Source organism: Roseivivax sp. CAU 1753, assembly GCF_054482575.1.
This window is the reverse complement of sequence record NZ_JBTLRF010000006.1, coordinates 200,957-225,228: the sequence shown is the minus strand read 5'-3', so window position 1 is coordinate 225,228 and position 24,272 is coordinate 200,957. Positions and strand designations below refer to the sequence as shown.

At 65.7% G+C, this 24,272-nt stretch carries 25 protein-coding genes; 7 read left to right on the top strand and 18 right to left on the bottom strand.

The features are described from left to right. Positions 1-81: 81 nt before the first annotated feature. Entirely contained in the window at positions 82-681 is a 600-nt protein-coding gene (locus tag ACXYMN_RS14350; protein ID WP_459014402.1) for a transglycosylase SLT domain-containing protein, read from the bottom strand. 270 nt (positions 682-951) lie between these two features. Between ACXYMN_RS14350 and hspQ the strand changes: the two genes are divergently transcribed. Continuing rightward, complete coding sequence (gene hspQ, locus ACXYMN_RS14345; RefSeq protein ID WP_459014461.1) at positions 952-1,278, top strand: heat shock protein HspQ; 327 nt, start codon at positions 952-954, stop codon at positions 1,276-1,278. 155 nt (positions 1,279-1,433) lie between these two features. Here hspQ and ACXYMN_RS14340 read toward each other — a convergent pair whose 3' ends face one another. From ACXYMN_RS14340 to ACXYMN_RS14295, 10 genes are all read right to left on the bottom strand, one after another. After that, positions 1,434-2,468: a threonine aldolase family protein gene (locus ACXYMN_RS14340; RefSeq protein ID WP_459014401.1), complete on the bottom strand. Its 1,035-nt coding sequence runs from the start codon at positions 2,466-2,468 to the stop codon at positions 1,434-1,436. 11 nt (positions 2,469-2,479) lie between these two features. Next, positions 2,480-2,953 carry a YcgN family cysteine cluster protein gene (locus tag ACXYMN_RS14335; RefSeq protein ID WP_459014400.1) on the bottom strand — a complete coding sequence of 158 codons (474 nt, stop codon included), beginning with the start codon at positions 2,951-2,953 and terminating at the stop codon, positions 2,480-2,482. Continuing rightward, positions 2,950-3,882, bottom strand: a complete 933-nt coding sequence (locus ACXYMN_RS14330; RefSeq protein ID WP_459014399.1) for a bifunctional riboflavin kinase/FAD synthetase — start codon at positions 3,880-3,882, stop codon at positions 2,950-2,952. The genes ACXYMN_RS14335 and ACXYMN_RS14330 overlap by 4 nt, the downstream gene beginning before the upstream one ends. Positions 3,883-3,980: 98 nt before the next feature. Next, complete coding sequence (locus ACXYMN_RS14325) at positions 3,981-4,424, bottom strand: MaoC family dehydratase (RefSeq protein WP_459014398.1); 444 nt, start codon at positions 4,422-4,424, stop codon at positions 3,981-3,983. Positions 4,425-4,559: 135 nt separating this feature from the next. Next, positions 4,560-5,432 carry a TIGR01459 family HAD-type hydrolase gene (locus ACXYMN_RS14320; protein ID WP_459014397.1) on the bottom strand — a complete coding sequence of 291 codons (873 nt, stop codon included), beginning with the start codon at positions 5,430-5,432 and terminating at the stop codon, positions 4,560-4,562. Between the two features lie 85 nt (positions 5,433-5,517). Continuing rightward, positions 5,518-5,802 carry a DUF1294 domain-containing protein gene (locus tag ACXYMN_RS14315; RefSeq protein WP_459014396.1) on the bottom strand — a complete coding sequence of 95 codons (285 nt, stop codon included), beginning with the start codon at positions 5,800-5,802 and terminating at the stop codon, positions 5,518-5,520. A 65-nt stretch (positions 5,803-5,867) separates the two neighbouring features. After that, the gene (locus ACXYMN_RS14310) at positions 5,868-6,788 is read right to left on the bottom strand and encodes a manganese-dependent inorganic pyrophosphatase (RefSeq protein WP_459014395.1); all 921 of its coding nucleotides are present in this window, start codon (positions 6,786-6,788) and stop codon (positions 5,868-5,870) included. Between the two features lie 85 nt (positions 6,789-6,873). Continuing rightward, on the bottom strand, positions 6,874-7,527 hold the full coding sequence (locus tag ACXYMN_RS14305; RefSeq protein ID WP_459014394.1) for a YggS family pyridoxal phosphate-dependent enzyme: 654 nt from the start codon (positions 7,525-7,527) through the stop codon (positions 6,874-6,876). Next, the gene (locus ACXYMN_RS14300) at positions 7,518-9,002 is read right to left on the bottom strand and encodes a sulfotransferase family protein (protein ID WP_459014393.1); all 1,485 of its coding nucleotides are present in this window, start codon (positions 9,000-9,002) and stop codon (positions 7,518-7,520) included. Before ACXYMN_RS14300 ends, ACXYMN_RS14305 begins: the two co-directional genes overlap by 10 nt. 82 nt (positions 9,003-9,084) lie before the next feature. Next, positions 9,085-10,170, bottom strand: a complete 1,086-nt coding sequence (locus ACXYMN_RS14295; protein ID WP_459014392.1) for a porin — start codon at positions 10,168-10,170, stop codon at positions 9,085-9,087. Between the two features lie 290 nt (positions 10,171-10,460). Between ACXYMN_RS14295 and ACXYMN_RS14290 the strand changes: the two genes are divergently transcribed. Further along, on the top strand, positions 10,461-10,958 hold the full coding sequence (locus ACXYMN_RS14290; protein WP_459014460.1) for a DUF3576 domain-containing protein: 498 nt from the start codon (positions 10,461-10,463) through the stop codon (positions 10,956-10,958). A 76-nt stretch (positions 10,959-11,034) separates the two neighbouring features. Here the strand turns inward: ACXYMN_RS14290 and ACXYMN_RS14285 are convergent, their stop codons facing one another. Beyond that, complete coding sequence (locus tag ACXYMN_RS14285; RefSeq protein ID WP_459014391.1) at positions 11,035-12,294, bottom strand: glycosyltransferase; 1,260 nt, start codon at positions 12,292-12,294, stop codon at positions 11,035-11,037. 198 nt (positions 12,295-12,492) lie between these two features. Between ACXYMN_RS14285 and leuS the strand changes: the two genes are divergently transcribed. From leuS to holA, 3 genes are read left to right on the top strand one after another with little or no spacing between them, the layout of a single operon-like run. Next, complete coding sequence (leuS, locus tag ACXYMN_RS14280) at positions 12,493-15,084, top strand: leucine--tRNA ligase (protein WP_459014390.1); 2,592 nt, start codon at positions 12,493-12,495, stop codon at positions 15,082-15,084. Continuing rightward, positions 15,071-15,574: an LPS assembly lipoprotein LptE gene (gene lptE, locus ACXYMN_RS14275; RefSeq protein WP_459014389.1), complete on the top strand. Its 504-nt coding sequence runs from the start codon at positions 15,071-15,073 to the stop codon at positions 15,572-15,574. Before leuS ends, lptE begins: the two co-directional genes overlap by 14 nt. Beyond that, entirely contained in the window at positions 15,571-16,596 is a 1,026-nt protein-coding gene (gene holA / locus ACXYMN_RS14270) for a DNA polymerase III subunit delta (RefSeq protein ID WP_459014388.1), read from the top strand. The genes lptE and holA overlap by 4 nt, the downstream gene beginning before the upstream one ends. Positions 16,597-16,768: 172 nt before the next feature. On the opposite strand, the gene ACXYMN_RS14265 is transcribed toward holA, so the two are convergent. Genes ACXYMN_RS14265 through ACXYMN_RS14255 form a run of 3 tightly spaced genes read right to left on the bottom strand, consistent with a single transcriptional unit; the run spans position 16,769 to position 19,448 of the window. Continuing rightward, complete coding sequence (locus tag ACXYMN_RS14265; protein WP_459014387.1) at positions 16,769-17,917, bottom strand: C45 family autoproteolytic acyltransferase/hydolase; 1,149 nt, start codon at positions 17,915-17,917, stop codon at positions 16,769-16,771. Between the two features lies 1 nt (position 17,918). Continuing rightward, the gene (locus ACXYMN_RS14260) at positions 17,919-19,001 is read right to left on the bottom strand and encodes an extracellular catalytic domain type 1 short-chain-length polyhydroxyalkanoate depolymerase (protein WP_459014386.1); all 1,083 of its coding nucleotides are present in this window, start codon (positions 18,999-19,001) and stop codon (positions 17,919-17,921) included. 30 nt (positions 19,002-19,031) lie between these two features. After that, positions 19,032-19,448: a CopG family transcriptional regulator gene (locus ACXYMN_RS14255; protein ID WP_459014385.1), complete on the bottom strand. Its 417-nt coding sequence runs from the start codon at positions 19,446-19,448 to the stop codon at positions 19,032-19,034. 209 nt (positions 19,449-19,657) lie between these two features. Here ACXYMN_RS14255 and ACXYMN_RS14250 point away from each other — a divergent pair, with 209 nt between their 5' ends. Continuing rightward, on the top strand, positions 19,658-20,248 hold the full coding sequence (locus tag ACXYMN_RS14250; RefSeq protein WP_459014384.1) for a glutathione S-transferase family protein: 591 nt from the start codon (positions 19,658-19,660) through the stop codon (positions 20,246-20,248). On the opposite strand, the gene ACXYMN_RS14245 is transcribed toward ACXYMN_RS14250, so the two are convergent. Then, the gene (locus tag ACXYMN_RS14245) at positions 20,245-21,450 is read right to left on the bottom strand and encodes a TIGR03862 family flavoprotein (RefSeq protein WP_459014383.1); all 1,206 of its coding nucleotides are present in this window, start codon (positions 21,448-21,450) and stop codon (positions 20,245-20,247) included. The two genes, ACXYMN_RS14250 and ACXYMN_RS14245, sit on opposite strands and share 4 nt — an antisense overlap. A gap of 63 nt (positions 21,451-21,513) precedes the next feature. On the opposite strand from ACXYMN_RS14245, the gene ACXYMN_RS14240 reads away from it, so the two are divergent. Beyond that, on the top strand, positions 21,514-21,807 hold the full coding sequence (locus ACXYMN_RS14240; protein WP_459014382.1) for an HNH endonuclease family protein: 294 nt from the start codon (positions 21,514-21,516) through the stop codon (positions 21,805-21,807). A 220-nt stretch (positions 21,808-22,027) separates the two neighbouring features. On the opposite strand, the gene ACXYMN_RS14235 is transcribed toward ACXYMN_RS14240, so the two are convergent. Together ACXYMN_RS14235 and ACXYMN_RS14230 are read right to left on the bottom strand one after the other, a co-directional pair. After that, a complete protein-coding gene (locus ACXYMN_RS14235) occupies positions 22,028-22,357 on the bottom strand; it encodes a hypothetical protein (protein WP_459014381.1) in 330 nt (109 codons plus the stop codon). Next, on the bottom strand, positions 22,354-24,255 hold the full coding sequence (locus tag ACXYMN_RS14230; protein ID WP_459014380.1) for an OmpA family protein: 1,902 nt from the start codon (positions 24,253-24,255) through the stop codon (positions 22,354-22,356). Before ACXYMN_RS14230 ends, ACXYMN_RS14235 begins: the two co-directional genes overlap by 4 nt. Positions 24,256-24,272 lie beyond the last annotated feature (17 nt).

Below are 24,272 nucleotides of genomic sequence, written 5' to 3'. Positions count from 1 at the left end.
GGCCGCCGTCGCGGTGCACACGCCGACATCGGTCATCCCTGGGTCAGGCCCGGGGATGCCGCATTCCGGCCTAGCCCGCGCTCACCGCGCGTAGCGGCAGCCCGAAAGCTGGGCCTGATAGACGATCGAGCGTTGCCCGACCTCGTCGGCGACGCGCAGCAGCCAGCTTTTCGAATTATACGTGCCCCGGCGATACCCGGTGCGGCCTTCGTGATAGGCGAGATACTGGTTGCGCGCATCGCTTGGCGAAATACCCAGTTGCTGCGTCGTCTGCGCCATGTACCAGCCCATGAAATCCGTGGCGTCCTTGATATCGTCGCGCTGGCTGCGGCGGCGGCCCTGCTGTTCCTGGTATTCCTCCCAGGTGCCGTTCAGCGCCTGGCTATACCCGAAGGCAGAGCTTTGGCGACCCACCGGGATGACGCCCAGACGGTAGCGGAACGGCGTGCGCGCATCGCCGATGAACTTGCTTTCCTGGTAGATCGTGGCCATCTGCACGTGCACCGGCACGCGCCATTTACGCTCTGCGGCGCGGAATGCGCTGTAATATTGCGGGCGCTCTCTCAGGATCGAACAGGCGTTCTCCAGGTCGGATGGCGCGGCTGTTGTCGTGTTGCCGCCCCCGCCACCGCAGGATGCCGCCAACAATACGATCACGAGTGCGCGAAAGATTCTGCTCATCTGCCTCTCGCTTTTGTCTTGGCCGTTTTCGGCTCTTGGCGAAGAGTTTAGCGAAAACCGCCGCGCGAGGAAATCACAATCGGGGCAGAATCGCGTCCGGACCTTGCAACTGGCCGGTCTCCGCCCGAAATGTCTGTCATCAGCCCGCGATGCGCCGGCGACTCGGTTTGCCCGTCACTTCGGGACAGAGTGTTTCCGGCAAAAATAGGGCGGAAAAATGGACAAACCGGCGTTGTAAGCGCTAAGTTCCAAGGGTAGAGGATCATGCCCATGCATACACAGCGCGCAAAATACAAGCTTGGCCAGGTGGTCCGACATCGCAGACATCCGTTTCGCGGTGTGGTGTTCGACGTGGATCCGGAGTTTTCGAACACCGATGAATGGTACGAGTCCATCCCCGAGGAAAGCCGCCCGGTGAAGGAGCAGCCGTTCTATCACCTGCTGGCCGAGAACGACCAAAGCTTCTACGTGGCCTATGTGTCCGAACAGAACCTGGTGGCGGATTATTCCGGCGAGCCGGTGGATCACCCGGATATCTCGGACCTGTTCGGGCAGTTCAACGACGGCAGCTATGAGCCGCAGTTCCAGATGAACTGACCGTCCGGCGGGGCACACCCTGACCGACATGTCCCGCGCGACGGGACGGGCAGGACCCGGTCAAGTGCCCGGTGCTGCCTTGTCGCGTTTTTGGCGCGGCGTCGGTCGAAGGTGCCCGCAAAACGGGGCAGGTCGCGCGCAACCCATGGCGGGGTTCACGCCCCGATCACCTCGAGGTAGCGATCGATCTGGTCGTCGGCGATGGACCAGTCGCAGACAAAGCGCGCGCTGACCATCTCTTCGGGGTCGCCTGCCGTCACATCTGCCTGTGCGTAGTAATACGCTCCGGCCTTGAACGCCCTGGCGTGCAGGCGGCGGGGCAGGCGGGCGAAGATCATGTTGACCTGCGGATCGTTCTCGATCTCTCCCACGCCGCGCAATCCGGCCAGCAGACGCTGGGTCTTGGCGTTGGCCTGCGTCGCCAGATCGCGCCACAGGTTGTCCTGCAGATAGCCCTGCATCTGCGCTGCGAGGTAGCGGTGCTTGGAAAAGAGATGCCCCGCGCGCTTGCGGCGCAGCTCGAACTCCTGCGCCTTGTCGGGGTCGAACAGGAGCACCGCCTCGGCCCCCATCAGCCCGTTCTTGGTACCGCCGAAAACCGCCACGTCGATGCCTGCCTTCCAGCTCATCTCGGCGGGTGTGCAGCCAAGCGCGACGCAGGCATTGGCAAAACGCGCCCCATCTAGATGCACCGGCAGGCCAAATTCCTTCGCGACCGCCGTGACCGCCTGCAACGCTTCCAGACTGTAGATATTGCCCTTCTCCGTCGCTTGCGTGATCGACACGGCACCGCGCTGGGCGTTGTGCACGGACCCGCCCGACGCCGCGATTGCCGCGCGCAGCACCTTCGGATCGAACCTGTCGCCCTGGCCCACCAGCCGCAGCTTGGCGCCGCCGGTGAAAAACTCGGGCGCGTTGCATTCGTCTTCCTCGATATGGGCGGGCGGGGTGCAGAAGATCGCGTCCCATGGCCGCGCGAGGCAAGCCAGCGCCAGGCAATTGGCGACGGTTCCGGTGGGCACCAGGTAGACCGCGGCCCCCGGGGCCTCGAACAGGGCGCGCAGGCTGTCGGCGACCTCAAGGCTCAATGCATCGTCGCCATAGCCCTTGACGTGGCCTGCATTGCCGCGGGCCACCGCATCGAGGATCTGCTGCGGCACCGGGCCGGAATTGTCAGAGGCGAAAAACATGGGGCTGCGTCCTAGTGGGGTTCCTCGATGATATGGTCTTCCCAATCATCCTCGTCGATCTCGAACTCTGGCACAGTCATGCCCCGTACCGAAACCCCGGCCTCATGCACGCTTTCGGCGGTGCCCGAGATCAGCGGATGCCAGTCGTAAAGCGGCCGGCCGTCCCAGAGCAGCCGGTAGGCGCAGGTCCGGGGCAGCCAGTAGGCGTGCTGCGCGATGGTCTTGGGGTTCAGCACGATGCACTCGGGCACAAAGCTGTGGCGGGTGTCGTATTTCGCGCAGCGACAGGTGGCGTCGTCGAACAGGCGGCAGGCGATGCGGGTCAGTTCGACCTGGCCGGTGTCTTCGTCCTCAAGCTTGTTGAGGCAGCACTTGCCGCACCCGTCGCAGAGCGCCTCCCATTCGGCAGGCGACATCCGCGCGAGGGGCTTTTCTTCCCAGAAGCGGGGGGTCAGGCCGTTGCGCTCGATGGGATCGTCGCTCATGCCTTGGCCAGAATCGCCCGGGCGCGGGCGCAATCGTCATCCATCTGCGCAATCAGCGCGTCGAGGTCGTCGAACGTCTCTTCCGGACGCAGGAAGTCGACCAGCCCAACCGACAGCTGTGTGCCGTAGAGGTCGCCCTTGAAATCAAACAGGAAGGTTTCGATGTTGGCGCGGTTTTCACCGAACATCGGTCGCACACCGACCGAAGCAGCCCCCCGGTAGGTGCCTTGATGCGGGCCGTCCAACACATCGACAAAGACCGCATAGACGCCGAAGCGTGGCGGATGGAGCCCGTCTATGGACATGTTGGCGGTGGGATAGCCCAGCCCCCGCCCGCGCTTTTCACCATGCAGAACCGGGCCCTCGATGCGGTGCCAGTGGCCCAGAAGACCGGCGGCATCGCGTGGACGTCCGGCGCTCAGCGCGTCGCGGATCGCGGTCGACGAGATCTGCCCGGTGCCATTGGTGATCAGCGGGGCGACGGTCACCCCGAAGCCCATGGCGCGACCGAATGCCACCAGATCGTCGGCGGTGCCCGCGCGGCCCTTGCCGAAACGGAAATCCGCGCCGACCACCGCGTGCGTCAGGCCCAGCCCGTCCGCCAGCACCCGCTGCGCGAAGGCCTCGGGCGTCAACCCGGAAAGCGCGGCATCGAAGGGCAGTTCGAACAGTGTCTCGACCCCGAGCTTTGCCAGCCGCGACGCCCGCGCCGCCGCCGAGGTCAGCCGGAAGGGCGGCGCGTCGGGGGCAAAGAATTCGCGCGGGTGCGGCTCGAAGGTCAGCACGCCAAGCGGCGCGCCGTGGGCCGCCTCCCGTGCCAGTTCCAGCACCGAACGGTGCCCGAGATGGACGCCGTCGAAATTGCCGATGGCCGCACTTGCGCCGCGGGCATCGTTCGGAATGGATGTGTGATCGCGAAAGATGCGCATGCCCCGGGATTAGCTTTGCAGCCCGTACTGTGCAAGCGATGCCCGGCGGTCAATGCGCCGGGACACAATCTTGATCAAGATTGTGCCGACCTCGGGCGTCAATCGGGCTGGCGGGTCGGCGCGAGGACCAGTGCCTCGCCGACGAGGACGTTCTTGCCGTCGACCGCGCAGTGACATTCCAGCGTGACGCGGCGCTTGGCGGCGTCGATGGCGGTCACGGTCACTTCCGCATGGACGATGTCTCCGGGGCGCACCGGTGCCTTGAATTTCAGCGTCTGGCTCATGTAGACCGTGCCGTGACCCGGAAGCTGTTCGCCGATCACCGCCGAGATCAGCCCCGCAGTCAGCATTCCGTGGGCGATGCGCCCTCCGAAGATGGTGTCGCGCGCATAGCCATCGTCCAGGTGCACCGGGTTGCGATCGGTCGAGACCTCGGCGAACATTTCGATGTCTTGATCGGTGATCTTCTTCTTCAGGTGGCGCGACATGCCGATCTCGATGTCTTCAATCGGAATGGTGCCGCGTTGCGTCTCGTCGGACATGATGCCCTCCTTTTGGCGCTGACTGTGTGCCTCGGTAACGAATGGCCGAAATCCATGGCCGTGCGCGCAAGGATATTTCGGTACCGGCCCGGGGCGCAAGGTGCCATTGGTCGTAGCGCACCGGTCCCTGCCCGGTTAGCGCAAGAAGCCGATGGTGTAGGTCGGCGAGATGCCGGCCTTGGCCAGGTACGCTGCAAGCGCCGCCGGATCGGGCTGCGTCTGGGTCCCGGTCTCGGCTGCGGCAAGCCCTCCGGAAATGAACAGCGAGTCGATATCCTCGCCCATCGCGCCGCTGATATCCGTGTGCGGCCCGTCGCCGATGGCAAGGATGTTGGCGTCGCTCGGAACATCGCCCAGCTCGGCCAGACGGTTGCGGGCGAGATCGTAGATCGGCGGATGCGGTTTGCCAAAATAGAGGCTCTCTCCGCCCATTTCGGTATAAAGCTTCGCCAGCGCGCCAGCGCAATATTCGCGTTGCTCGCCGCGATCCACGACGAGATCGGGATTGGCGCAAAGCAGTTTCAGACCCTTCTGCTTGGCATAAAGGAATTGCGGGCGCATCACATCGGGCTCGGCATGCGGATCGAATGGGCCGCAGCAGACGATGCCCTCGGCGTTTTCCAACTCGACGCGGGTGATCTCGACCGGGTTCTCGACGATATGGAGCGGCGTAAAGAAGCTTTGGTCATGCGGCTCTCCGATGAACCAGACCTTGCTGCCGACAGCGCCCCGGTACATCGCCGCCCGCGCCGAGTCGCCCGAGGTGGCGATGGTGTCCCAGGCATCGTCCGGCACGCCCAGTCTGGCGATCTGGGCCGCAACGCTGTCGCGGGGACGCGGCGCATTGGTCAAAAGCACCACCTTGCCGCCCGTCGCGCGAAACGCCTGCAACGTCGAGATGGCGTCGGGATAGGCGGTGACGCCGTTGTGCACGCAGCCCCAGAGGTCGACGAAAAGCGCGTCATAGGGCGCGGAGATGTCGGAAAGCGACTGGATGATCTGGGACATGATGCGGCTCCTGCGGTTCGGGTCGGTTATGGGGTGCATGGGCCGGGAAGACCAGACCGGCGCGGTCTGGCGCGCCCCCGCGCGATCAGCCGGTCGCCAGATACACACCCGCGATCAGGCCCGCCAGCCCCAGCCAAATCACCGGCACGGTGTTCAGCACCCATCCGAAAGGCTGCTTGCGGGTCTTGTGGCGCAGACGGCGCTGCGCAAGTTTCGCCGCGGGCCAGCCACCCAGCACCGCCACGCTGATCAGCGTCTTTTCGGGAATGCGCCAGTCGCCCCGGACAGACCGCCGCTTGTCCACGAAAAAAAGCAGCCAACTCAGAAGATTGACCGCAGCAAGATAGCCGAGTGCAAGGAAAGCCGCCAAGGCAGGGGTCCCTCGATGGGCCTCGTGACCCGGTCTGCATCGACCGGGCCGCGCAAGCCTGTGCATCACATCTTGAGGTTCGGGATGATCTGCTTCTTGCGGCTCATGATCCCCGGCAGAACCACGGTGTCGCCCGAGACCTGCGCGCCAAAGCTTTTCTCGGCGATGGTCTTGATCCGGTCGTTCGGCACCAGCAGCGTCGCCTGTTCGTTCAGGATGTCCACGACGAACAGCGTGACCTCGTCGACGCCGTCCTCGGCGCAGACGTCCTTCATCGACGCCATCAGGCTGTCTTTGCGTGACAGGATCTGGTCCGGTGCGGTGGTTTCCAGAACCGAGACCCGCAGCTTGACGCCTTCGACAGTGAATTCCTTGGAATCCATGCGGATCAGGGCGGCATCCGAAAACGCCGAAACATCGGACTTCGCCGCGAACATGTCCGCCGAATAGTCCGACACATCCAGCCCCAGTTCCTTGGCCAGCGCATGCGCGACCGCCTTGTCTTCCTGCGTCGTCGTGGGCGACCGGAACTCGAGCGTGTCGGACAGGATGCAGGTCAGCATCGCGCCCTTGATGGCCTCGGGGGCCTGGGCGATATCGTCGCCGATCATCTTCCACATGATCGTGGCGGTGCAGGCCAGCGGCTCCATCCGGATCTCGATGGGGCCCTTGGTCTCAAGCCCGCCGACCAGCTTGTGATGGTCGATGATGCCCTGGATATCGGCGGCATTGATCGACGCGGGAAGCTCTGCGGGGTTGTTGGTGTCGACGATGACGACCGGCGCTCCGGCCTCGACATCGGCGATGATCTCGGGCTTCTCGAGGCCCCAGCGGTCCAGCATGAAGGCGGCTTCGGTGTTAGGCTCGCCCAGCAGGACGGCCTTGGCCGGGGTGCCCTTGATCTCGCTCAGATACCAGGCCCAGATGATGGGGCTGCCGGTGGAATCGGTATCGGGCGATTTATGGCCGAAAACCTGAATTGTCATGTCGCTGTCCTCGTCTCGAATATCTGTTTGCGCGCTTTATAGAAGGGCCTTCGCGCGATGTCACCCGGTGCGCGATGCATAGCTGTCAGTCGTAGACGCGGTCGCCGAAGATGGCCGATCCGACGCGGACATGGGTCGCGCCCAACGCGATCGCGGTCTCGAAATCGCTCGACATGCCCATCGACAGGCCGTCCAGCCCGTTGCGGTTGGCAAGCTTCTTCAGCAGCGCGAAATGCACCGACGGCGTCTCGTCGACAGGCGGGATGCACATCAGACCCACAACCGGCAGATCGAGGTCGCGGCATTGCTGCACGAAGGCATCTGTGTCGGCAGGGGCGATCCCGGCCTTCTGCTCTTCCTCGCCGGTATTGATCTGCAGAAAGATGTCCGGGCACTGGCCCAGTTCCTGCGCGAGCCGGGCGATGGACTTGGCCAGTTTCGGTCGGTCTACCGAATGGATCGCCGCGAACAGCTCCATCGCGCGCCGCGTCTTGTTGGATTGCAACGGACCGATCAGGTGCACGCGGGCATCGGGATACCGCGCCTGGAAGTCGGGCCACTTGCCCTCGGCTTCCTGCACCTTGTTCTCGCCGAACAGGCGGTGGCCGTCCTTCAAAACGGCCTCGACCCGTTCGAGCGGCTGCACCTTCGAGACCGCGATCAGCTGCACCGAGCCGGGCGCGCGGCCTGCGTCCTGTTCGGCCTTGGCGATGCGGTTCTTGATGTCGGTCAGTCCCATGGATCGTCTCCCCAGGCGTCGATGAAGGGTGCCAGTTCGGTTTCGTATCGCGTCCAGGCGGCGGCGCGCCCGGCATGGATCGGTTGACGGATCTGCGCCACGCTCAGCGTCTTGACCGTCGACTTCGAGGTGTGGAAGGCCAGACACGCGTCTTCCCAGTCCAGCCCGGCCGCCGCCACGAGGCGCGGTGCCTCTGTCTCGGGCGCACGCACCAGATCCTCGTAGTGGAACTCCTCGATCCGATCGCCGAGCCGGGCTTTCCAGTAACGGATGTTGGCGCGGAAGTCTTTGATAACGCCTGCGATATCGGTCAGGTCGTTGGCGTAGCGATGGGTGCCCGTGGCAAAATGATTGCGATAGATCGACAGTGCGATGTCGCGCGGATCGCGGTGAATCACGATGAATCTCGCGCCGGGCAGGGCGCGCGCCAGGTAGCCGTAGATCAGGTGGTTCTGGATCGACTTGTCGGTGAAGACACCGCTTTTCGCCCCGGTATCGCGCTTCGCATGGGCAAGGTAGGCGCGGGCGTAATCGGTGATCTGCCGGTCGGGCAGGGTGCGCAGCGGAGCCATCTGGCCATTCCGGACAAAGGCCTTCCACGCCAGTTTCAGCGCATGCGCCAACTCGCCGCCCGCGGTGGCCCGGCTATGGGCCGCGATGATCTGTTCGGCCAGCGTCGTGCCCGACCGGGGCAGCCCGGTGACAAAGACCGGGCGCGGATCGCTGACCTCTCCGACGGGGTCGAGGAAGGCGCCCTCCTGGGCGGCACGGATTGCCAGTTGCTCGGTCCGGCGGGCGGTTTCGTCATAGGGCGCAAGCCTGCGCTGGATGCGGTTGGCCCTGTGCAACTGGGCAAAGGCCGCCGCCCCGTCATCCTGATCGAACAGCGCCTTGGCCATGGCGAAATGGGCCTGCGCCCGGGCCTCGTCATTGATCTTGGGATTGTTGAGCGTTTTCTTCAGCGCGGGCAGCAGCGGGTCGTCCGGTGCAACCTTCTGGCCGGCGAAGAACATCCGGTAGAGCGTTCCTTCACGGGGGTGTCTGGTCAGCAACGCGCGAAAAATCGCCTCCGCGTCCTCGAACCTTCCGATGCGCTGTAGAAACAACGCCTTGTCGGCTTTCGGTCCGATCTTGGACGGGGCCGCGGCGATCAGCCGGTCATGTGCCGCCAGCGCCGCGTCATGGTCGCCGGACCGGGCGAAGGCGTCGGTCGCATCGCGCAGCAGCGCCGGATCGTCCGGTCGCGATTTCAACGCGACGGCCAGATGGCGCGCGCGGGCTTCGGCATCGCCGTCAAGATGCGCGATCCTGGCAAGCTGCATGTGAAACTCGGGTTGCTCCGGGCGGGCATCGACCAGCGCTGAAAACGCCATTCGGGCCTCGGATATCCGCCCTGCCTGCAACGCGGCAAGCGCCGATTGATATCGCGCGGTAAGCGAAGCGGTCGTCGGGGGCGGGGTCGGTGTGCGGGCCATGGACACTGGTCTAAGTCCGCACATCGCAAAAGAAAAGAGCGGGCCCGAAGACCCGCTCTCTCAACCAATCTCCGAGGGGAGATTAGAAGTTCATGCGTGCACCCATGGAGAAGGTGTCGAAGTCGTCGCTGACGCCGCCGATGTCGAAATCGGAGTAGCCGTAGCCAGCGCGCAGCTCCATGCCGCCGCCGAGGTCGTAGGTGGCTGCGAGGCCGTAACCGGACGTTTCGTCGCCGTTGTCGAACTCATACTGGCCCCAGTTCAGGCCAACCGACAGTGCGTTCATGGAGTAGCCCACACCGACGCCGACGTGCTCGATATCGACATCAACAACCGACTCGTCGTCGTAGGACGCGTAGGTCACGCCAGCGGACAGACCGTTTGCGAAACCGGCGGTTGCTGCGACCGAAGTCCAGTAACCCAGGTCTTCAACGCCCTGGTAACCGATGCCGACGTTCAGGTCGACGTTGGAGACGTTTGCAGCGTAGCTGAAGCCGATGCCGAAGACGTGGTCGGAGTCTGCGCCGTTCAGGTCCTGCTCAGCCGAGATGGACATGATGACCGGGCCGTAGGCGTAGTCGAAACGTGCAACCTGACCGTCATAGATGCCGTCGGCACCGTCTGCGGTGAAGAAGCCAAGGTGGGTCGTTTCGTCGTCAGCCAGCGAACCGCCTGCGAGACCCATTTCCGGAACCCGTGCGTCGAGTGCGCCGTCGGTGTCACCCATGGTCAGGGTTGCGCCGCCGAAGGAGACGAAGATCGACTCGCCGCCCTGAACGCCGGGTGCGAATGCGTTCGATGCACCCATGGACGTGATCGTGCAGAGCTGGGTACCCAGCGGAGCAGCAAGACCTGTGGGGACCAGCGGGTTCGCACCGAGGCCGGCGCCGTCGCCGGAGGTGTCGACGTCGGTGTCGGTGAACGAGCATGTCGTGGTCGAGTTCGAGCCGTCGGACTCGTCCAGGTCGACCGATGCACCGAAGGTCAGGCCGTTGTCTGCTTCACCGGACATGGTGAAGGTGACGTCGACGTCGGTGAAGAACTGGGCAGTGTCGTTGCCGTTGTCGTAGATACCCATTTCGGCCATGCCGGAAAGGGTGATTTCTGCGGCGGATGCGACGCCAGCGGTTGCAACCAGCGCGGTGGATGCAAGAAGAAGCTTTTTCATAGTTTCCCTCATGTGTTCGTAAGGCACGTACCAATCCGGATACCCGGCCTTGATGAAGTGTCTATGCGCCCTCGGACCGGCTGCTTGCAAGCGGAGGCGGAAGAGGTTTCCGAACATTCGGTTGCATGATGCAGAATTGCCACAAGCATTTCACGGTCCTGCCACATCTTCCGCGCGCACAGGGTAAAGTCAGGCCAAGCCATGGCTTTATTGACGCCTTGTCGTGACCGGACGCGGCTTGTAAGGAAGATTGCAAGAAAACTGACCTGAGGGACGGGGACATGGCAATCATGCGGATCGCACGCGCATTCGGGCTGACCATACTGCTGGCGACGATTGCCGGGTGCGGCATGTTTCAACGCGACCCCAACGCCCCGCCGGTCGAAACCCGCCCCGCCAGCGAAATCCTCGATCAGGAGATCTATGGCGACGAAGGTCCGCCGGAGTCGACGATCTGGGACCTTTTCCGCGATCGCAGCGATGATCAGGACGTGGGCGCGGTGAACCGCTATATATGGAATGCGTCGCTCGAGACGCTCAGCTTCCTGCCGATCGAAAGCATCGATCCCTTCACCGGTGTGATCACCACGGGCTTCGGCACGCCGCCGGGCGGTGGCCGTGCCTATCGCGCGACGATCCTGGTGTCGGACCCGGCGCTGGACGCGCGGTCGCTGAACGTGGCGCTGATGACCCGGTCGGGCCCGGCCAGTGCCGCAACGGTTCTGGCGGTCGAGGATGCGATCCTGACCCGCGCCCGGCAATTGCGCCAGCGCGACGCCAAGATCTGACCCATCCGCATCCGGTCGAATCCATGACATCCGAACGACCGGGCATGACGACGAATCGCGCCTTTGGCCCGGTGCTTCAATCCTGAGGCGGCCGGGCCTTCTTTTTGGCCAGCGCCTCGACCCAGGCCACGTGTTTCGGCAGGCATTTCGTCCGCAGGTCGTAGGTGTCGACCACATGTGCCCGCGCCGCGGCCCCCAGCCGCGCCCGCGCCTCGGGATCGTCGAGCAGCTTTGACACTTTCGCGACCAGCGCGTCCCGGTCGAAGAAATCGGTCAGCACGCCGGTCTTGCCGTCGACCATCGCCTCGCGCACCGGGGCTGTGTCGCTGGCGACGATGGCTGCGCCCGCGCTCATTGTCTCGAGCAGCGACCAGCTCAGCACGAACGGATAGGTCAGATAGATGTGCACCCGCGCCACCTGGATCAGCGACAGGTAACGCTCGTAGGGCACCCGGCCTAGAAAATGCACCCGCGCCCAATCGGCATCGGATATCCCGCCGCGCACCTCATCCATGAAGATCTGTTTCCAGCTCTTGCCGCCGGGGGCCTTGGCACCGTAGCTGACCTCGTCGCCGCCCAGAAGCACGATCTGCGCCTCGGGTCGCGCCTTCAGCAGCGCCGGAAGCGCCCGCATGAAGACGTGATAGCCGCGGAACGGTTCGAGATTGCGGTTGATGAAGGTGATGACCTCGTCGTCGCGGGTCAGGGTCACGCCGGTATCCAGCGTCAGTGCCGCATCCGGGTCTGGCCGCACCACATCGGTGTCGATGCCATCGTGGATGACGCTCAGCCGGTCCTGGAACCGTTCGGGGAAGGTGTCGGCCTGGAACCGCGTGGGGCTCAGACCGGCATCCATGATTTCTTCGTGCAGACGGTTGTTGATGTTCTTCAGGCGCAGCTTGATCGGTACGTCGGCGGGCACCTTCGGCGCGAACTCCGGATCGAAGGCGGCGTACATCGGATCCGACAGATGGTAGAACTCACAGTAAAGCCCCATCCGCGCTTCGGGCCAGACATCCTTCAGAAACAGGCTTTCGCCCCAGCCGTGATGGGCGAGGATCACATCGGGCGTGAAATTCTGCCGCTTGAGCGCATAGGCCCCCCGGTAGCAGGCGGTGGCGCGCAAGAGCTTGGTCTCGAGATCCGCGAGCAGCGGGAAGATCCCCTTGGTGGATTGCCCCTTGATGGCATAGGGCACGACCTGCACGCCCTGCCATTCCTGGTTCCGCTTGACCTTCGGCGTCAGGGCCACGACCTCGTGGCCGCGGGCGGCCAGCGCCGGGGCGAGGTGCTTGTACTGACCGGGGAAATTCTGGTGGATGCAGAGGATCTTCATTTCTTGCCCAATCGCTGGCCCGATCGCGGGCCTGTTTGCCCCTGTCTGTGCCATGGCCGCGCGGCCTTCGCCTAGCCGTTCGCGCGAAAACCCGTCGATCCTGTGCCCATCCTGCCGCCCTTATGGCTGGACGCCATGCCCGCCCCGCCCTATCACGCCCGGTGAGTTACAGATGAGCCCCGCGAGGGAGGATCCCCCATGTCGCGCTACGCACCCGCCGAGATCGAGCCGAAATGGCAAAGCGCCTGGGACGAAGCCCAGACGTTCCGCGCCACCCGTTCGGACGACAAGCCGAAATACTACGTGCTCGAGATGTTTCCCTACCCGTCCGGGCGCATCCATATCGGGCATGTGCGCAACTACACGATGGGTGACGTGATCGCGCGCTACAAGCGCGCCACCGGCCACAACGTGCTGCATCCGATGGGCTTCGATGCGTTCGGCATGCCGGCCGAGAACGCCGCGATGGCGTCGGGCGGCCACCCGAAAGACTGGACCTATTCCAACATCGACACCATGGTCGAACAGATGAAGCCCCTGGGCTTCGGCCTCGACTGGTCGCGCATGTTCGCCACCTGCGACCCGGAATATTACGGCCAGCAGCAGGCGCTGTTTCTGGATTTCCTCGAAAAGGGTCTGGTCTACCGCAAGGAAGCGGTGGTGAACTGGGATCCGGTGGACATGACCGTGCTTGCCAACGAGCAGGTGATCGACGGCAAGGGCTGGCGCTCGGGCGCGGATGTGGAACGCCGCGCGTTGACGCAATGGTTCTTCCGGATCTCGGATTACTCCGGGGAATTGCTCGATGCGCTCGACACGCTCGACAACTGGCCCGCCAAGGTCAAGCTGATGCAGGCCAACTGGATCGGCAAGTCGCGAGGCCTTCAGTTTGCCTTCTCGACCGTCGACGCCCCCGAGGGCCATGACCGGATCGAGGTCTACACCACCCGTCCCGACACGCTGCTGGGTGCCAGCTTTGTCGGCATCTCGCCCGATCACCCGCTGGCCCGGCACCTTGAGCGCGACAACGCGCAGGTTGCCGAGTTCTGCGCCGAATGCCGTCGCATGGGCACCTCGGAAGAGGACATGGAAAAGGCCGAAAAGCGCGGCCTCGATACCGGCATCACCGTGCGCCATCCCTTCGACACGTCTTGGGAACTGCCGGTCTACATCGCCAATTTCATCCTGATGGATTATGGCACCGGCGCGATCTTCGGCTGTCCGGCGCACGACCAGCGCGACCTCGATTTCGCGCGCAAGTACGAATTGCCGGTCACCACGGTCTACGCGCCTGCCATGGGCGAGGAAGGCACCTTCATCCTGCCCGAAGACGGCGGTCCGGCCTATGTGCCGCCCAAGTCCGAGATCGTGCGCTACATCAAGGGGTTTGCGGGCGACGAGGCCCAGACGGGCGACCAGGGCGTCGATGCGGCCATCGCCTTTTGCGAAGAAAACGGCGTCGGGCAGGGGGTGACCAAGTTCCGCCTGCGCGACTGGGGCCTGTCGCGGCAGCGCTACTGGGGCTGCCCCATTCCCGTGGTGCATTGCGAGGCCTGCGGCGTGGTGCCCGAAGCCAAGGCGAACCTGCCGATCCGCCTGCCCTATGACGAAGACGGCACGCCCTTCGACTTCAACGTGCCGGGCAATCCGCTCGACCGGCATCCGACCTGGCGCGATTGCGCTTGTCCCTCCTGCGGCGCGCCCGCGCGGCGCGAGACCGACACGATGGACACCTTCGTCGATTCGTCGTGGTACTTCGCCCGCTTCACCGCGCCGCACGCCGAGACGCCGACCGACATGGCCGAGGCCGCGTACTGGATGAACGTCGACCAGTATATCGGCGGCATCGAGCACGCGATCCTGCACCTGCTCTATTCGCGCTTCTTCGCCCGCGCGATGAACATCACCGGTCATCTGCCCGACACCGCCCGCGAACCGTTCGATGCGCTGTTCACGCAAGGCATGGTCACGCACGCGATCTATCAGACCAGGGGGTCCGATGGCCGCCCGGTCTATCACTATCCCGACACGGTCGAGCAGCGCGATGGCGGGACCTTCCTCAAGGAAGGCGGGGCCGAGGTCGAGGTGATCCCCTCTGCCAAGATGTCGAAGTCGAAAAACAACGTGGTCGATCCGGTCGCGATCATCTCGGAATTCGGGGCCGACACCGCGCGCTGGTTCGTGCTGTCCGACAGCCCGCCCGAACGCGACGTGGAATGGACCGCGTCCGGGGCCGAGGCGGCGCACCGGCATCTTGCCCGCGTCTTCCGCATCGCGAGTGAGGCGGCGGCCTCCGAAGAGCCCTCGTCCGAGGGCGATGAGGTGCTCTTGCGCGAGATGCACAAATCCATCGACGAGGTCACCAAGGGCGTCGAAAGCTTCGGCTTCAACGCCGCCATCGCACGGCTCTATGCCTTCACCAACACCCTGTCGAAAGCCAGCGCCGGTGGCGACGCCAAACGTCAGGCCGCCCGCACGCTGGCGCAGCTCATGTCGCCGATGACGCCGCATCTTTCGGAAGAACTCTGGCAGGTGCTGGGCGGTGACGGGCTGATCGCCGACGCGCCCTGGCCCAAGGCCGACCCGGCGATGATGGTCGAGGATACCGTGACGCTGCCGATCCAGATCAACGGCAAGCGCCGTGCGGAAATCGTCGTGCCGAAGGACATGGGCAAGGCCGAGGTTGAAAAGATCGCTCTGGGTCATCATGCTGTGATCAAGGCGCTCGAGGGCGCCGCCCCGAAAAAGGTCATCGTCGTGCCCGGACGGATCGTGAATGTCGTCATCTGATCGCCGCTTCGTCCTTGCCGGTCTTGCCTGCCTCGCAGGGCTTGCAGGGCTGGCGTCCTGCGGGTTCACGCCGGCCTACGGGCCCTCGGGCGGTGCCACGGCAATCCTCGACCGGATCGCGATCGAGGCCCCGGACAACCGGCAGACATATCTTCTCGTCCGCAGGCTCGAAGAGCGGCTGGGCCGGGTCGACGGGCCGCTGCGCCTCGGCGTGCGCTACAGCATCGACGAACAGGATTTCGGCACCACATCGGCGGGCTTCACCACGCGCTACCGGCTTGTCGGCACGGTGATCTACGACCTGCGCGATGCCACCGGCGCGCTGATCACCGAAGGCACGATCGAGGAATTCGTCGGCTTTTCCGCCACCGGGTCCATCGTCTCGACCCCGGCGGCACGCGCGGATGCGCAGGAACGGCTGGCCACGATCCTTGGCGACCGTATCGTCGAGGAGCTGATCTTCGCGGCTGACCAACTGCCCCCGGCATGAAGCTATCGGTCCGCGACGCGCCTGCCTATTTCCGCAAGCCTGACCCCAAGGCGGCGGGTCTGCTGATCTTCGGCGAGGACGCGATGCGCGTGGCGCTGCGGCGGCAAGAGGTCATCGCCGCCCTGATCGGCCCCACGGGCGAGGAAGAGATGCGCCTGACCCGGATGGGCGGCGCGGAGCTGCGCAAGGATGCGGCCCAGCTGACCGACGCGGTCAAGGCGCAGGGCTTCTTTCCCGGCCCGCGCGTCGCCTTCGTCGAAGAGGCCAACGACAACGTGACGGATGCGGTCCGCAACGCGCTGACCGACTGGAAGCCGGGCGATGCGCAGATCGTGGTGACGGCGGGCGCGCTCAAGGCGGCCTCGAAGCTGCGCAAGCTGTTCGAATCGCATCCCTCGGCCTATGCGGCGGGCATCTACAACGATCCGCCCAGCCGGGCCGAAATCGAGGCCGATCTGGAACGCGCGGGTCTGCAGGGCATCGACCGGAACGCGGGCGACGCGTTGCACGCACTGGCCCGCAGCCTCGATCCCGGCGACTTTCGCCAGACCGTCGAAAAGGTCGCGCTGTACAAGATCGGCGATGCGGCCCCGCTGACCGCCGAAGAAGTCCGGCTCATGGCTCCGACCTCGACCGAGGCCGAGGTCGACGACATCCTGCACGTGGTGGCCGAGGGCCGCGTCGACGAGATCGGGCCGGTGATGCAACGCCTCGGCGCGCAGGGCTCCAACCCGGTCACACTGGTGATCATGGCGACGCGCCACTTCCGCGCGCTGCATTCTGCCGCCTCGGACCCGGGCGGCGCTCAGGCCGGGATCGCCCGGGCGCGCCCGCCGGTTTTCGGGCCACGCCGGGACCGGATGCTGCGGCAGGCGCAGGGCTGGGGTGGGCGCAAGCTGGAACAGGCGCTGACGATCCTGACCGACACCGACCTGACCTTGCGCTCGGCGGGGCAGCGCGCGCCGCAGATGGCGCTGGTCGAGCGGGCGTTGATCCGCCTGGCGATGCTGGCGCGGCGCTAGCCGACCTGCGCGGAGCGCCCCGGCAACACCCGCGTCGCCCCGACCCCGACCCCGATCACCGGCAACACAAGGGGGTGCAAACGCGTTGCGCCACGCCGCGGCGTGAGATGCGCTGCGCGGCGTGGCTTTTGCGGGCACACCGTCATGGGGGGCCGTCCCGGTCTTGGCCCCTTCAGGCGGCGCGCGGCAGATAGGTTTCGATCGGGCGGCCACGGTTGTTGGCGTAGTCCGATGCGACCTTGCACCAGTCGATCCGGGCGGCGAGGCTCCAGTCCGGCGCGACGCCGCCATGCACATCCGATCCCGTGTCTTTCCAGATCGCATCCCCGACCGCATCGCCGATCACGGCACCGCGCGCGTAGTCGACCACGCGTCGACCTTCCTCGAAGGCCTCGATGGTCTGGTCCCAGCGCGATCCGCAGAGTGTCAGCCCCAGCGCCCGGTTTTTCGGATCGTATTCAGCGGTGAAAAGCGTGCCGAATCCTTCCGAATAGCGGTCTTGCAACAGGGGGCGCCTGAGGAACTGCGCATTGAGCATAACCGGGTCCGTGACCAGTTGGCTCAGATGGTCGTGCCGCTCGTGGGTGCGGGTGAACCCCGGTCGGTCTGCCCGGGACGGACCGTCCTGATGGTTGGTGGCGACGGCCCGCGCCATCACCTTTGCACCGCCACCCGGGGCGACCTCGACGCTGGCCGTCCGACCCGAAGCATCGGCAAGCACGACATTGTAGGCCATGTGCGACGGAACCCTGTGCAGCGCGGCCACGGCATCGTCGACGGTCTCGCAGGTCTCGAGCAGATAGCGCAGGATGGTCGTGATCCCGAAACCCTCACTGGTGTCCGAGCGCCCGCCATAGGCCAGTGCAACGCTGAGGCCCGCATCGTTGATCCCGTCCGACAGCCCCCAGAGGAACTCGACCATGCCCATCACCTTGCGTCCGGTCCATTCGGTGCGCAGCATCAGGCCTTCGTTCAGGTCGGGCGACAGATCGTAGTTGCGCACCAGGCGGACATTGCGATCGTCCGCCATGGCCGCAATCGAGCAGCCGCCAAGGTAATGCGGCGGGCACCAGGTCGACAAAAAACGCGCCGCCCGGTCAGAGCCGCCCGCCAGCGCCACCAGCCGGTCGTAAAGCGCGACGATCTCGGGCATGTGGCGTTCAAGCGCCGCGCGGCATTCCCGGGCCGACGGCCCCCGATCGCCGCCCCTGCCGATGAACCAGGCCTCGTAGGCGGGCCAGGAGCGGTCCCAGCGGGCGGCCCATTTCGGCCCCGGCGTCGGTTCGTCGACCGCATCGAAGGTCAGTGTCATTGTCGTCATCTCATTGCCCTCCGGCAGTTGTTTCAAGAAAAAAGCGGATCATCTCGGCGCTGGCGTCCGGACCTGCGGGATCGGTATAGCTGCCCGTCGGTTGACCGCCCGACCAGGCATGGCCCAGCCCCTCGATGCGCCAGTGTTCCAGGACCGGCGCGCCAAGCGTGGTGGTCGCGACCGTGCGATGCACACCGCGTCCCGCAACGGTGCGGCGGTCCTCGGTCTCGACGATGTCCTGACCGACCGCGCCGCGCACATGCCGCGCGATCCGGTCCCCGTTCGAAGCATGCACGGTCGCATCGGTGCTGCCGTGAAAGACGATGGTCGGAACCGCCGCGGTGGCCGCCGGGCGGGGCGGTTCGGCGCCTTGACCGGCCATCGCCGCGAAGGCCGACGGAACGTCGGTCGCGGCCCCGAAGGGCAGGCCGGAATGCGCACCCACGGCGGCGAAAACGTCCGGGTAGGTTTCGCCCAGAACGATGGCCATCGCCGCCCCCGCAGAGAGGCCCGCAACGAAGGTGCGGCTGGGCGGCAGATCATGCACGCCCATCACGTCCCGCGAGATGCCCGCAAGGATCGCAGGCTCGCCCCGGTCCCGAAGCTGATCGCCCCGACGGAACCAGTTCCAGCACGATTGCGCGTTCTCGCCGCGGGCCTGATGCGGATAGATCACCACCAGCCGGTGCAATTCGGCCAGCGCGTTCATGCCGGTCCCGGCGGCGAAATCCTCGGGCGTCTGGGTGCAGCCATGCAGCATCACGACCACCCCGGTCAGTCCCTGGCTGGCGGTGGACGGCACATAGGTGCGATAGGCCCGGCTGCCCTCGGCACAGGTGAATGTCTGGTGCCGGAACGTGGCACCATCGGGCAGCGGCGCTTCGGGCGTCCTTGCCCCCGGCAGCGACAGCCCGCCCAGAAGTGCGGTCATGTCCGGCAATCCGGCGTTCAGGCCCGACAGGCCGTCGCCGGTTTTGCCCGGCATCAGGCCATGTTGGGCAAGCGTGCGGTTGACGAGATCGTTGGCGGCGGCGAGGCGCGCAGAGCGTGCGTCATCCGTCGCCGGGCGCGGTGCGCCGGCGTTGAATTTCATGGGAAGGTTTCCTTTTATCGGTGGCGACGCTTACTTGATGCGATCCGCCAGCGCTTTCCTGATGTCCGGGCTGGCCTGCAGCGCACCCAGCACGGTGATGGATCCAATCGTGGCCAAGGCCAGTTCGGGGGTGACGTCCTTGTCGATCCGGGCAAGACCGACGACCTTGACGTGCAGGACCTCCCCGGCGTCGCGCAGCGCCTCGAGGTCGGCGCGGGAATAGTCTCGCAGCCCCAGCTCCATGGTGTGGCGTTCGATGGACTGGCGCACCACGTCCACATGCCCGTCCAGGTGATTGCGGATCGCTGTCCGGATGAAATCGCTGCGGTTCGAGTAGAATCCCTCCTGCACCAGAAGGTCGATCCGCCCGAGATCCACATACCCGAGGTTGATGGTGATCTTTTCGCTTTCCGGGGTCTTGTCGCGCAGCTGTCTGACGTTGCTCATACTGATTTCTCCATCTGTATGGATGGTATATAGATGTTATGTGGCTGTTGCAAGGATACGGGCCACCGGAAATCCGGCGCATGACGCGACGTTGAGTGGCGCGGCCGCCACCGAATGACCGAATGACAGAAGGGCCGAACCACCGACCTCGTGCGCTCTTGTGATCGGCTTGCCCGGCTGGCACCGTACCGGCGACACAGGAGGTTCCCATGCGCTACACCTTGATCGGGACGTCGAAGACCCGCGCCTTTCGTCCGCTCTGGCTGCTGGAAGAGCTGGGCGTCGACTACACCCATGACCCGGCGGCCCCGGGCTCCGAGGCGGTGCGCCGGGCCAGTCCGCTTGGCAAGGTTCCGGTGCTGATGGCCGACGACGTGGCGATTCCCGATTCGGGCGCGATCCTGCAATTTCTGGCCGACCGGCATGGCGCGTTCACCCACGCGCCGGGCACCACCGACCGCGCGCTGCAGGATGCCTGGACCTTCCGGATCCTCGACGAGCTGGATGCGCTGCTCTGGACCGCCGCGCGGCATTCCTTCGTCCTGCCGGAAGCCGACCGGGTGCCCGCGATCAAGGACAGCCTCAAGGCCGAGTTCACGCGCAACCTGTCCCGCATCACCGACAGCATCGAGGGTCCGTATCTGATGGGGGCCGAGATGACTGTGCCGGACATCCTGCTGGTGCATTGCGGCGGATGGGCGCTTTCGGCGAAGTTCCCCGAGATGCCGTCGGCGTTCAAGGCCTATGCCAAGGGGCTGCGCGCGCGACCGGCCTTTCTGCGCGCCGCGGCGCTGCCCTAACCCGGCTGTGTGCCGCTTGCCGCCCAGGCCGCCGCATGGCGCCCGGCCCATCGCCCGGTGGCAAGGCAGGCGGACAGCAGGTAGCCACCGGTCGGCGCCTCCCAGTCGAGCATCTCTCCGGCGGCGAATACCCCCGGATGCGCGCGCAGCATCAGCCCGTCGTCGAGCGCGGCGCGCGGCAGCCCCCCGGCGGTCGAAATTGCCTCGTCCAGGGGGCGCAGCCCCGCATGGGGAATGCGCAGCGCCTTGACGCATTGTGCCAGCGCCGCCGCATCCTCGGGCAGGGGGCGGGCGCATTCCATCAACAGCGCCTGCGCCTGCGGCGGCAGTTTCAGCGTCTTTCGCAGCCAGTTCGAGCGGCTGTCCTTGCCGCCCTTGCCCCGCGGACGCGACAGCCGCGCGATCAGCGTCTCGCGGTCCAGATCCGGCGCAAGGTCGAGGGTCAGGGCCGCGCTGGTCCGCAACGCCGGGGACAGGGGATAGAGGCCACCGCCCTCCAGCCCCGTCGCGGTGATCACCGCCTCGCCGCGCGCGGTTCGATCGCCCGCGTGAAACGCCACGTTCTTCAGCGGCGCACCGAAATGCCGCCGCATGTGATCGGACCAGAGCACCGAGAGCCCGGCATTGGCCGGGGCGAACGGGGCAAGCTCGATCCCCAGATCGCCCAGCACACCCGCCCATGCGCCGTCCGACCCGAGCCGTTGCCAGGACGCGCCGCCAAGCGCCAGCACCGCAACCTCGGGAGCCAGCGCCGTGCTGCCTTCGGGGGTGTCAAAGACGAACGGCCCCAGCCCGCCTGTCCAGCGCCAGCGCGTCCGGGTCACGAGGCCCTTGTCATGCAGCCGCCCAAGCCAGGCCCGCAACAGCGGCGATGCCTTCATCGCACGCGGGAAGACACGCCCGGTGGAGCCGGTGAACACCGTCTGCCCCAGCGCTTCGGCCCAGGCCGTGACCGCGGCAGGCGGCATCGCGTCAAGCATCGGGGCCAGCCAGGGGGCCGCATCGCCATAGGCCGCGCGGAAGGCCGTCGGGTCTTCATCTTTCGTCAGGTTCAGACCCGATTTGCCGGCCATCAGGAACTTCCGCGCCAGGCTGGGCTTCTGATCGACCAGCAGAACCTGCCGCCCGGCATCGAGAAGCGCCTCTGCGGCCATCAGCCCCGCCGGTCCGCCACCCAGCACCAATGCGTCGCAATGTGGCATGCTTGACCCCTTGTTGCCCCGTGCCATTCTCTTGGCGGAGCGATGTCAGAGGCACAAGCATTCATGTCCGATCCGATCTGCCCCCTTTGCCTGCGGCCGATCCCGCCCGAGGCACGACAGAGCCTGCACCATCTGGTTCCGAAGCTGAAAGGCGGCAAGGGCGGCCCGGTCGTGCTGTTGCACCAGATCTGTCACAACGAGATCCACGCGACCTTCACCGAGGCGGAACTGGCGCGGCAATACAACACGCCCGACGCGTTGCGGGGGCATTCCCGGATGGCGGCGTTTCTGCGATGGGTCGCAAAACGCCCGCCGAGCTTTCACAAGCGGTCATCGGGCGGACGGCGCAAGCGGTGATCCGGCGGTGTGCGCGGTGCCCGCGCACCCATGTCTGGCCCGCTGATCGTACCGATCCCCGGGCGGGCAGAGGGGCCTTGCCCCTCTCTTGGCGGCAGGCCGCCAATTCACACCCCGCGCGTTTTTCTGGAAAGGCGAAGCGAAAAGGGGCCGGGGCTGAAATGCGCGCGCCCTGAGTTGCGGGGTCAGGCAGGGCCGCGGGCCATCCGGGGGCTGGGGGTCAACTGGCCGCCTGGGAGCGTTCGAGATAGGCGCGCAGCTCTTCGGCCTCGTGGCGTGCTTCGCGCAGCCCTTCCATTGCGGCGGACAGTTCAGCTTCGGTCTGGATCAGCTGGTTGGTCAGCTCGGCCTCGCGCTGCTGCAGATAGGTGATTGCCTGATCGCGCGTTTCCTCGGCCTCGTGAAGTTCCTGGCCCATTCTTTCCAGTTCGGACAGGTCGCTCTGGCTGACCCGGGTGAAGCGGTGCACCAGCCAGTTCGCGAACCAGCCGAGGCAGAAGGCGACGAACAGGATAATCGCCGTCGTGATGATAAACTCGGTACGGTTCACTCGCCTGTCCCATTCGTCCCGGAGGTGTCACCCCCTTGTGCCCCATCTTGGGCAGTGGCTTCAACGTCTTCCGACGTTGTTTCTTGTTCGGATGCGATCAGGGTGAACTCGATCCGGCGATTGGCCTCGCGCCCGTCGGCGGTGCCGTTGTCGGCAATGGGCTGTTCTTCGCCATAGCCCACCGCGCGGTAGGACGACGTCAGGACCCGACGTTCGGTCAGCGCCATCAGCACCGACTGGGCGCGCTGTTGGCTCAGTTGCTGGTTCATGGTCTCGCGTCCCTGGCTGTCGGTATGGCCCTGGATCTCGAGCGGGATATCCCCGCAGATCTTCAACAGGTCCGCGATTTCGTCGAGAATGTCCTTGGCCGAGGCATCGAGCGTCGCGGACCCCGGCTCGAAGGTGATCTTGCGGGTGCCGACGATGATTCGGATGTCCGCGACGCATTTCTCGGGGGTGGGGATGCCGAGCGAGGGGTCGAGCCGTTCGCGATAACTGATGACCAGATCGAAAACCTCGGTGCCGAGCTTTTCGGTCATCATCGCGGCGATCTGGACCGAGGCGTCGGGATTGCCGGTGTCGCCGGTGATCTTGATGGTTTCGGGGGTGACGACGGCCGAGCCGTGTTCAAGCTGTGACAGGGCCTCGAGCGCGGCCAGAACGCGGGTGCGCCAGCCCTGCGGCAGATCGTCGTCGATCCGCGCCCCGACGCGCACCGCGTCCGAGCCGAAGGCCGCCCGGGCGAAACTGTCGACGGCGGTGCGGGTGATCGCGTCATCGACCAGTCCGCGCAGCGCCACCTGACCCTCGGGGCTGACCGTTGCCACAAACTCGACCGGGCCGCGATCCGCCACGTCTTCGGGGGGTTCGGGCAGAACCGCATCCAGCACGAAAGCCTCGGTCAGGGCGTTTTCAAGCCCACCGACGGCCTGATCGAAAGCGGCGGCATCGCTGCCCTGTGCCGCCAGCAAGGCGATATCGGTATTGGAAAAGGTCACCGTGCCCGCGCCGATGTCGCCGAGCGCGTTGATCGCCGCAGACACCGCCTTGCCCCAGTCCGGCGATGGCACGCCGAGGGCAAGGGTGCAGGACGCTTCCGCGGAGGCCCCGGCGTCGCGTGCGGCGGCGAGGATGGCGGCGCGGGCCACTTCGGTGTCGGCGGCGCAGGATTCGAAGCGCGCGCCGTCCTCGTCGATCACGAAGCGCATGGCGAAGGGCGACACCACCGGGCGCGGCGATTCGATGTCGAGATCGAGCGCGACACCCTCGGGCACCAGCCCCTCCAGCTTGGCGATGATGACGCTTTCATCCGCCGCACTTTCGGCCATGGCCTCGATGGCCACCCTCTCGGCATCGACGGAGATCTTGGCGCGCGGCAAGTCCTCGAGCGCGCGGGCGGCAAAGCGCATCACCTGGTTCCAGGTTTCGGGGGCGGGATAATCCGCGGTCTCGAGCAGGTCCGAGACGGTCATGGAGTCGCGCACCAGCGTGCTCAGCTCCTCGACCAGGCGGTCGCGGTCGAAGCTCGTGGGAACCAGGCCGATCAGCGACAGGCGATTGTCGTTGCGCAGGATCTCGACCGAGAAGCGCGGGGCGTCGATCGCCATTTCGTCCTCGACGATCAGATCGTCGATCACGCGGGCGGCGTCCACGATCTGACCGGCGATCGACAGCGCGCGAAAGCGGTCGGCTTCGGAGGGGGCGGTGCCGAAGACGAAGACCTGCAGGCCGTTGGCGTCGACCTCGGCCCAGTCGATGCCGTTGTTTTCCAGCGCCCGGGCCACGCCCGCCATCGAGCTGTCCTCGACCACCCGTGCCGACAGGCTGGCAGCAAGGACGGACAGCGCCGCGGCAGCGAGGAAGGTTCCGGAGAGGGTCGCGAATGTGGAAAGACGCATCTTGGCACCGATGTTTT

What these genes read in the sequence shown, in the direction of transcription:
- ACXYMN_RS14325 (WP_459014398.1), bottom strand. Translation starts at nt 4,424, where the DNA reads ATGTCCGACGAGACGCAACGCGGCACCATTCCGATTGAAGACATCGAG.
- ACXYMN_RS14265 (WP_459014387.1), bottom strand. Translation starts at nt 17,917, where the DNA reads ATGACGACAATGACACTGACCTTCGATGCGGTCGACGAACCGACGCCG.
- ACXYMN_RS14320 (WP_459014397.1), bottom strand. Translation starts at nt 5,432, where the DNA reads ATGTCCCAGATCATCCAGTCGCTTTCCGACATCTCCGCGCCCTATGAC.
- ACXYMN_RS14250 (WP_459014384.1), top strand. Translation starts at nt 19,658, where the DNA reads ATGCGCTACACCTTGATCGGGACGTCGAAGACCCGCGCCTTTCGTCCG.
- ACXYMN_RS14255 (WP_459014385.1), bottom strand. Translation starts at nt 19,448, where the DNA reads ATGAGCAACGTCAGACAGCTGCGCGACAAGACCCCGGAAAGCGAAAAG.
- leuS (WP_459014390.1), top strand. Translation starts at nt 12,493, where the DNA reads ATGTCGCGCTACGCACCCGCCGAGATCGAGCCGAAATGGCAAAGCGCC.
- ACXYMN_RS14330 (WP_459014399.1), bottom strand. Translation starts at nt 3,882, where the DNA reads ATGCGCATCTTTCGCGATCACACATCCATTCCGAACGATGCCCGCGGC.
- ACXYMN_RS14290 (WP_459014460.1), top strand. Translation starts at nt 10,461, where the DNA reads ATGCGGATCGCACGCGCATTCGGGCTGACCATACTGCTGGCGACGATT.
- holA (WP_459014388.1), top strand. Translation starts at nt 15,571, where the DNA reads ATGAAGCTATCGGTCCGCGACGCGCCTGCCTATTTCCGCAAGCCTGAC.
- ACXYMN_RS14350 (WP_459014402.1), bottom strand. Translation starts at nt 681, where the DNA reads ATGAGCAGAATCTTTCGCGCACTCGTGATCGTATTGTTGGCGGCATCC.
- hspQ (WP_459014461.1), top strand. Translation starts at nt 952, where the DNA reads ATGCATACACAGCGCGCAAAATACAAGCTTGGCCAGGTGGTCCGACAT.
- ACXYMN_RS14335 (WP_459014400.1), bottom strand. Translation starts at nt 2,953, where the DNA reads ATGAGCGACGATCCCATCGAGCGCAACGGCCTGACCCCCCGCTTCTGG.
- ACXYMN_RS14260 (WP_459014386.1), bottom strand. Translation starts at nt 19,001, where the DNA reads ATGAAATTCAACGCCGGCGCACCGCGCCCGGCGACGGATGACGCACGC.
- ACXYMN_RS14240 (WP_459014382.1), top strand. Translation starts at nt 21,514, where the DNA reads ATGTCCGATCCGATCTGCCCCCTTTGCCTGCGGCCGATCCCGCCCGAG.
- ACXYMN_RS14295 (WP_459014392.1), bottom strand. Translation starts at nt 10,170, where the DNA reads ATGAAAAAGCTTCTTCTTGCATCCACCGCGCTGGTTGCAACCGCTGGC.
- ACXYMN_RS14285 (WP_459014391.1), bottom strand. Translation starts at nt 12,294, where the DNA reads ATGAAGATCCTCTGCATCCACCAGAATTTCCCCGGTCAGTACAAGCAC.
- ACXYMN_RS14340 (WP_459014401.1), bottom strand. Translation starts at nt 2,468, where the DNA reads ATGTTTTTCGCCTCTGACAATTCCGGCCCGGTGCCGCAGCAGATCCTC.
- ACXYMN_RS14310 (WP_459014395.1), bottom strand. Translation starts at nt 6,788, where the DNA reads ATGACAATTCAGGTTTTCGGCCATAAATCGCCCGATACCGATTCCACC.
- ACXYMN_RS14230 (WP_459014380.1), bottom strand. Translation starts at nt 24,255, where the DNA reads ATGCGTCTTTCCACATTCGCGACCCTCTCCGGAACCTTCCTCGCTGCC.
- ACXYMN_RS14300 (WP_459014393.1), bottom strand. Translation starts at nt 9,002, where the DNA reads ATGGCCCGCACACCGACCCCGCCCCCGACGACCGCTTCGCTTACCGCG.
- ACXYMN_RS14305 (WP_459014394.1), bottom strand. Translation starts at nt 7,527, where the DNA reads ATGGGACTGACCGACATCAAGAACCGCATCGCCAAGGCCGAACAGGAC.
- lptE (WP_459014389.1), top strand. Translation starts at nt 15,071, where the DNA reads ATGTCGTCATCTGATCGCCGCTTCGTCCTTGCCGGTCTTGCCTGCCTC.
- ACXYMN_RS14245 (WP_459014383.1), bottom strand. Translation starts at nt 21,450, where the DNA reads ATGCCACATTGCGACGCATTGGTGCTGGGTGGCGGACCGGCGGGGCTG.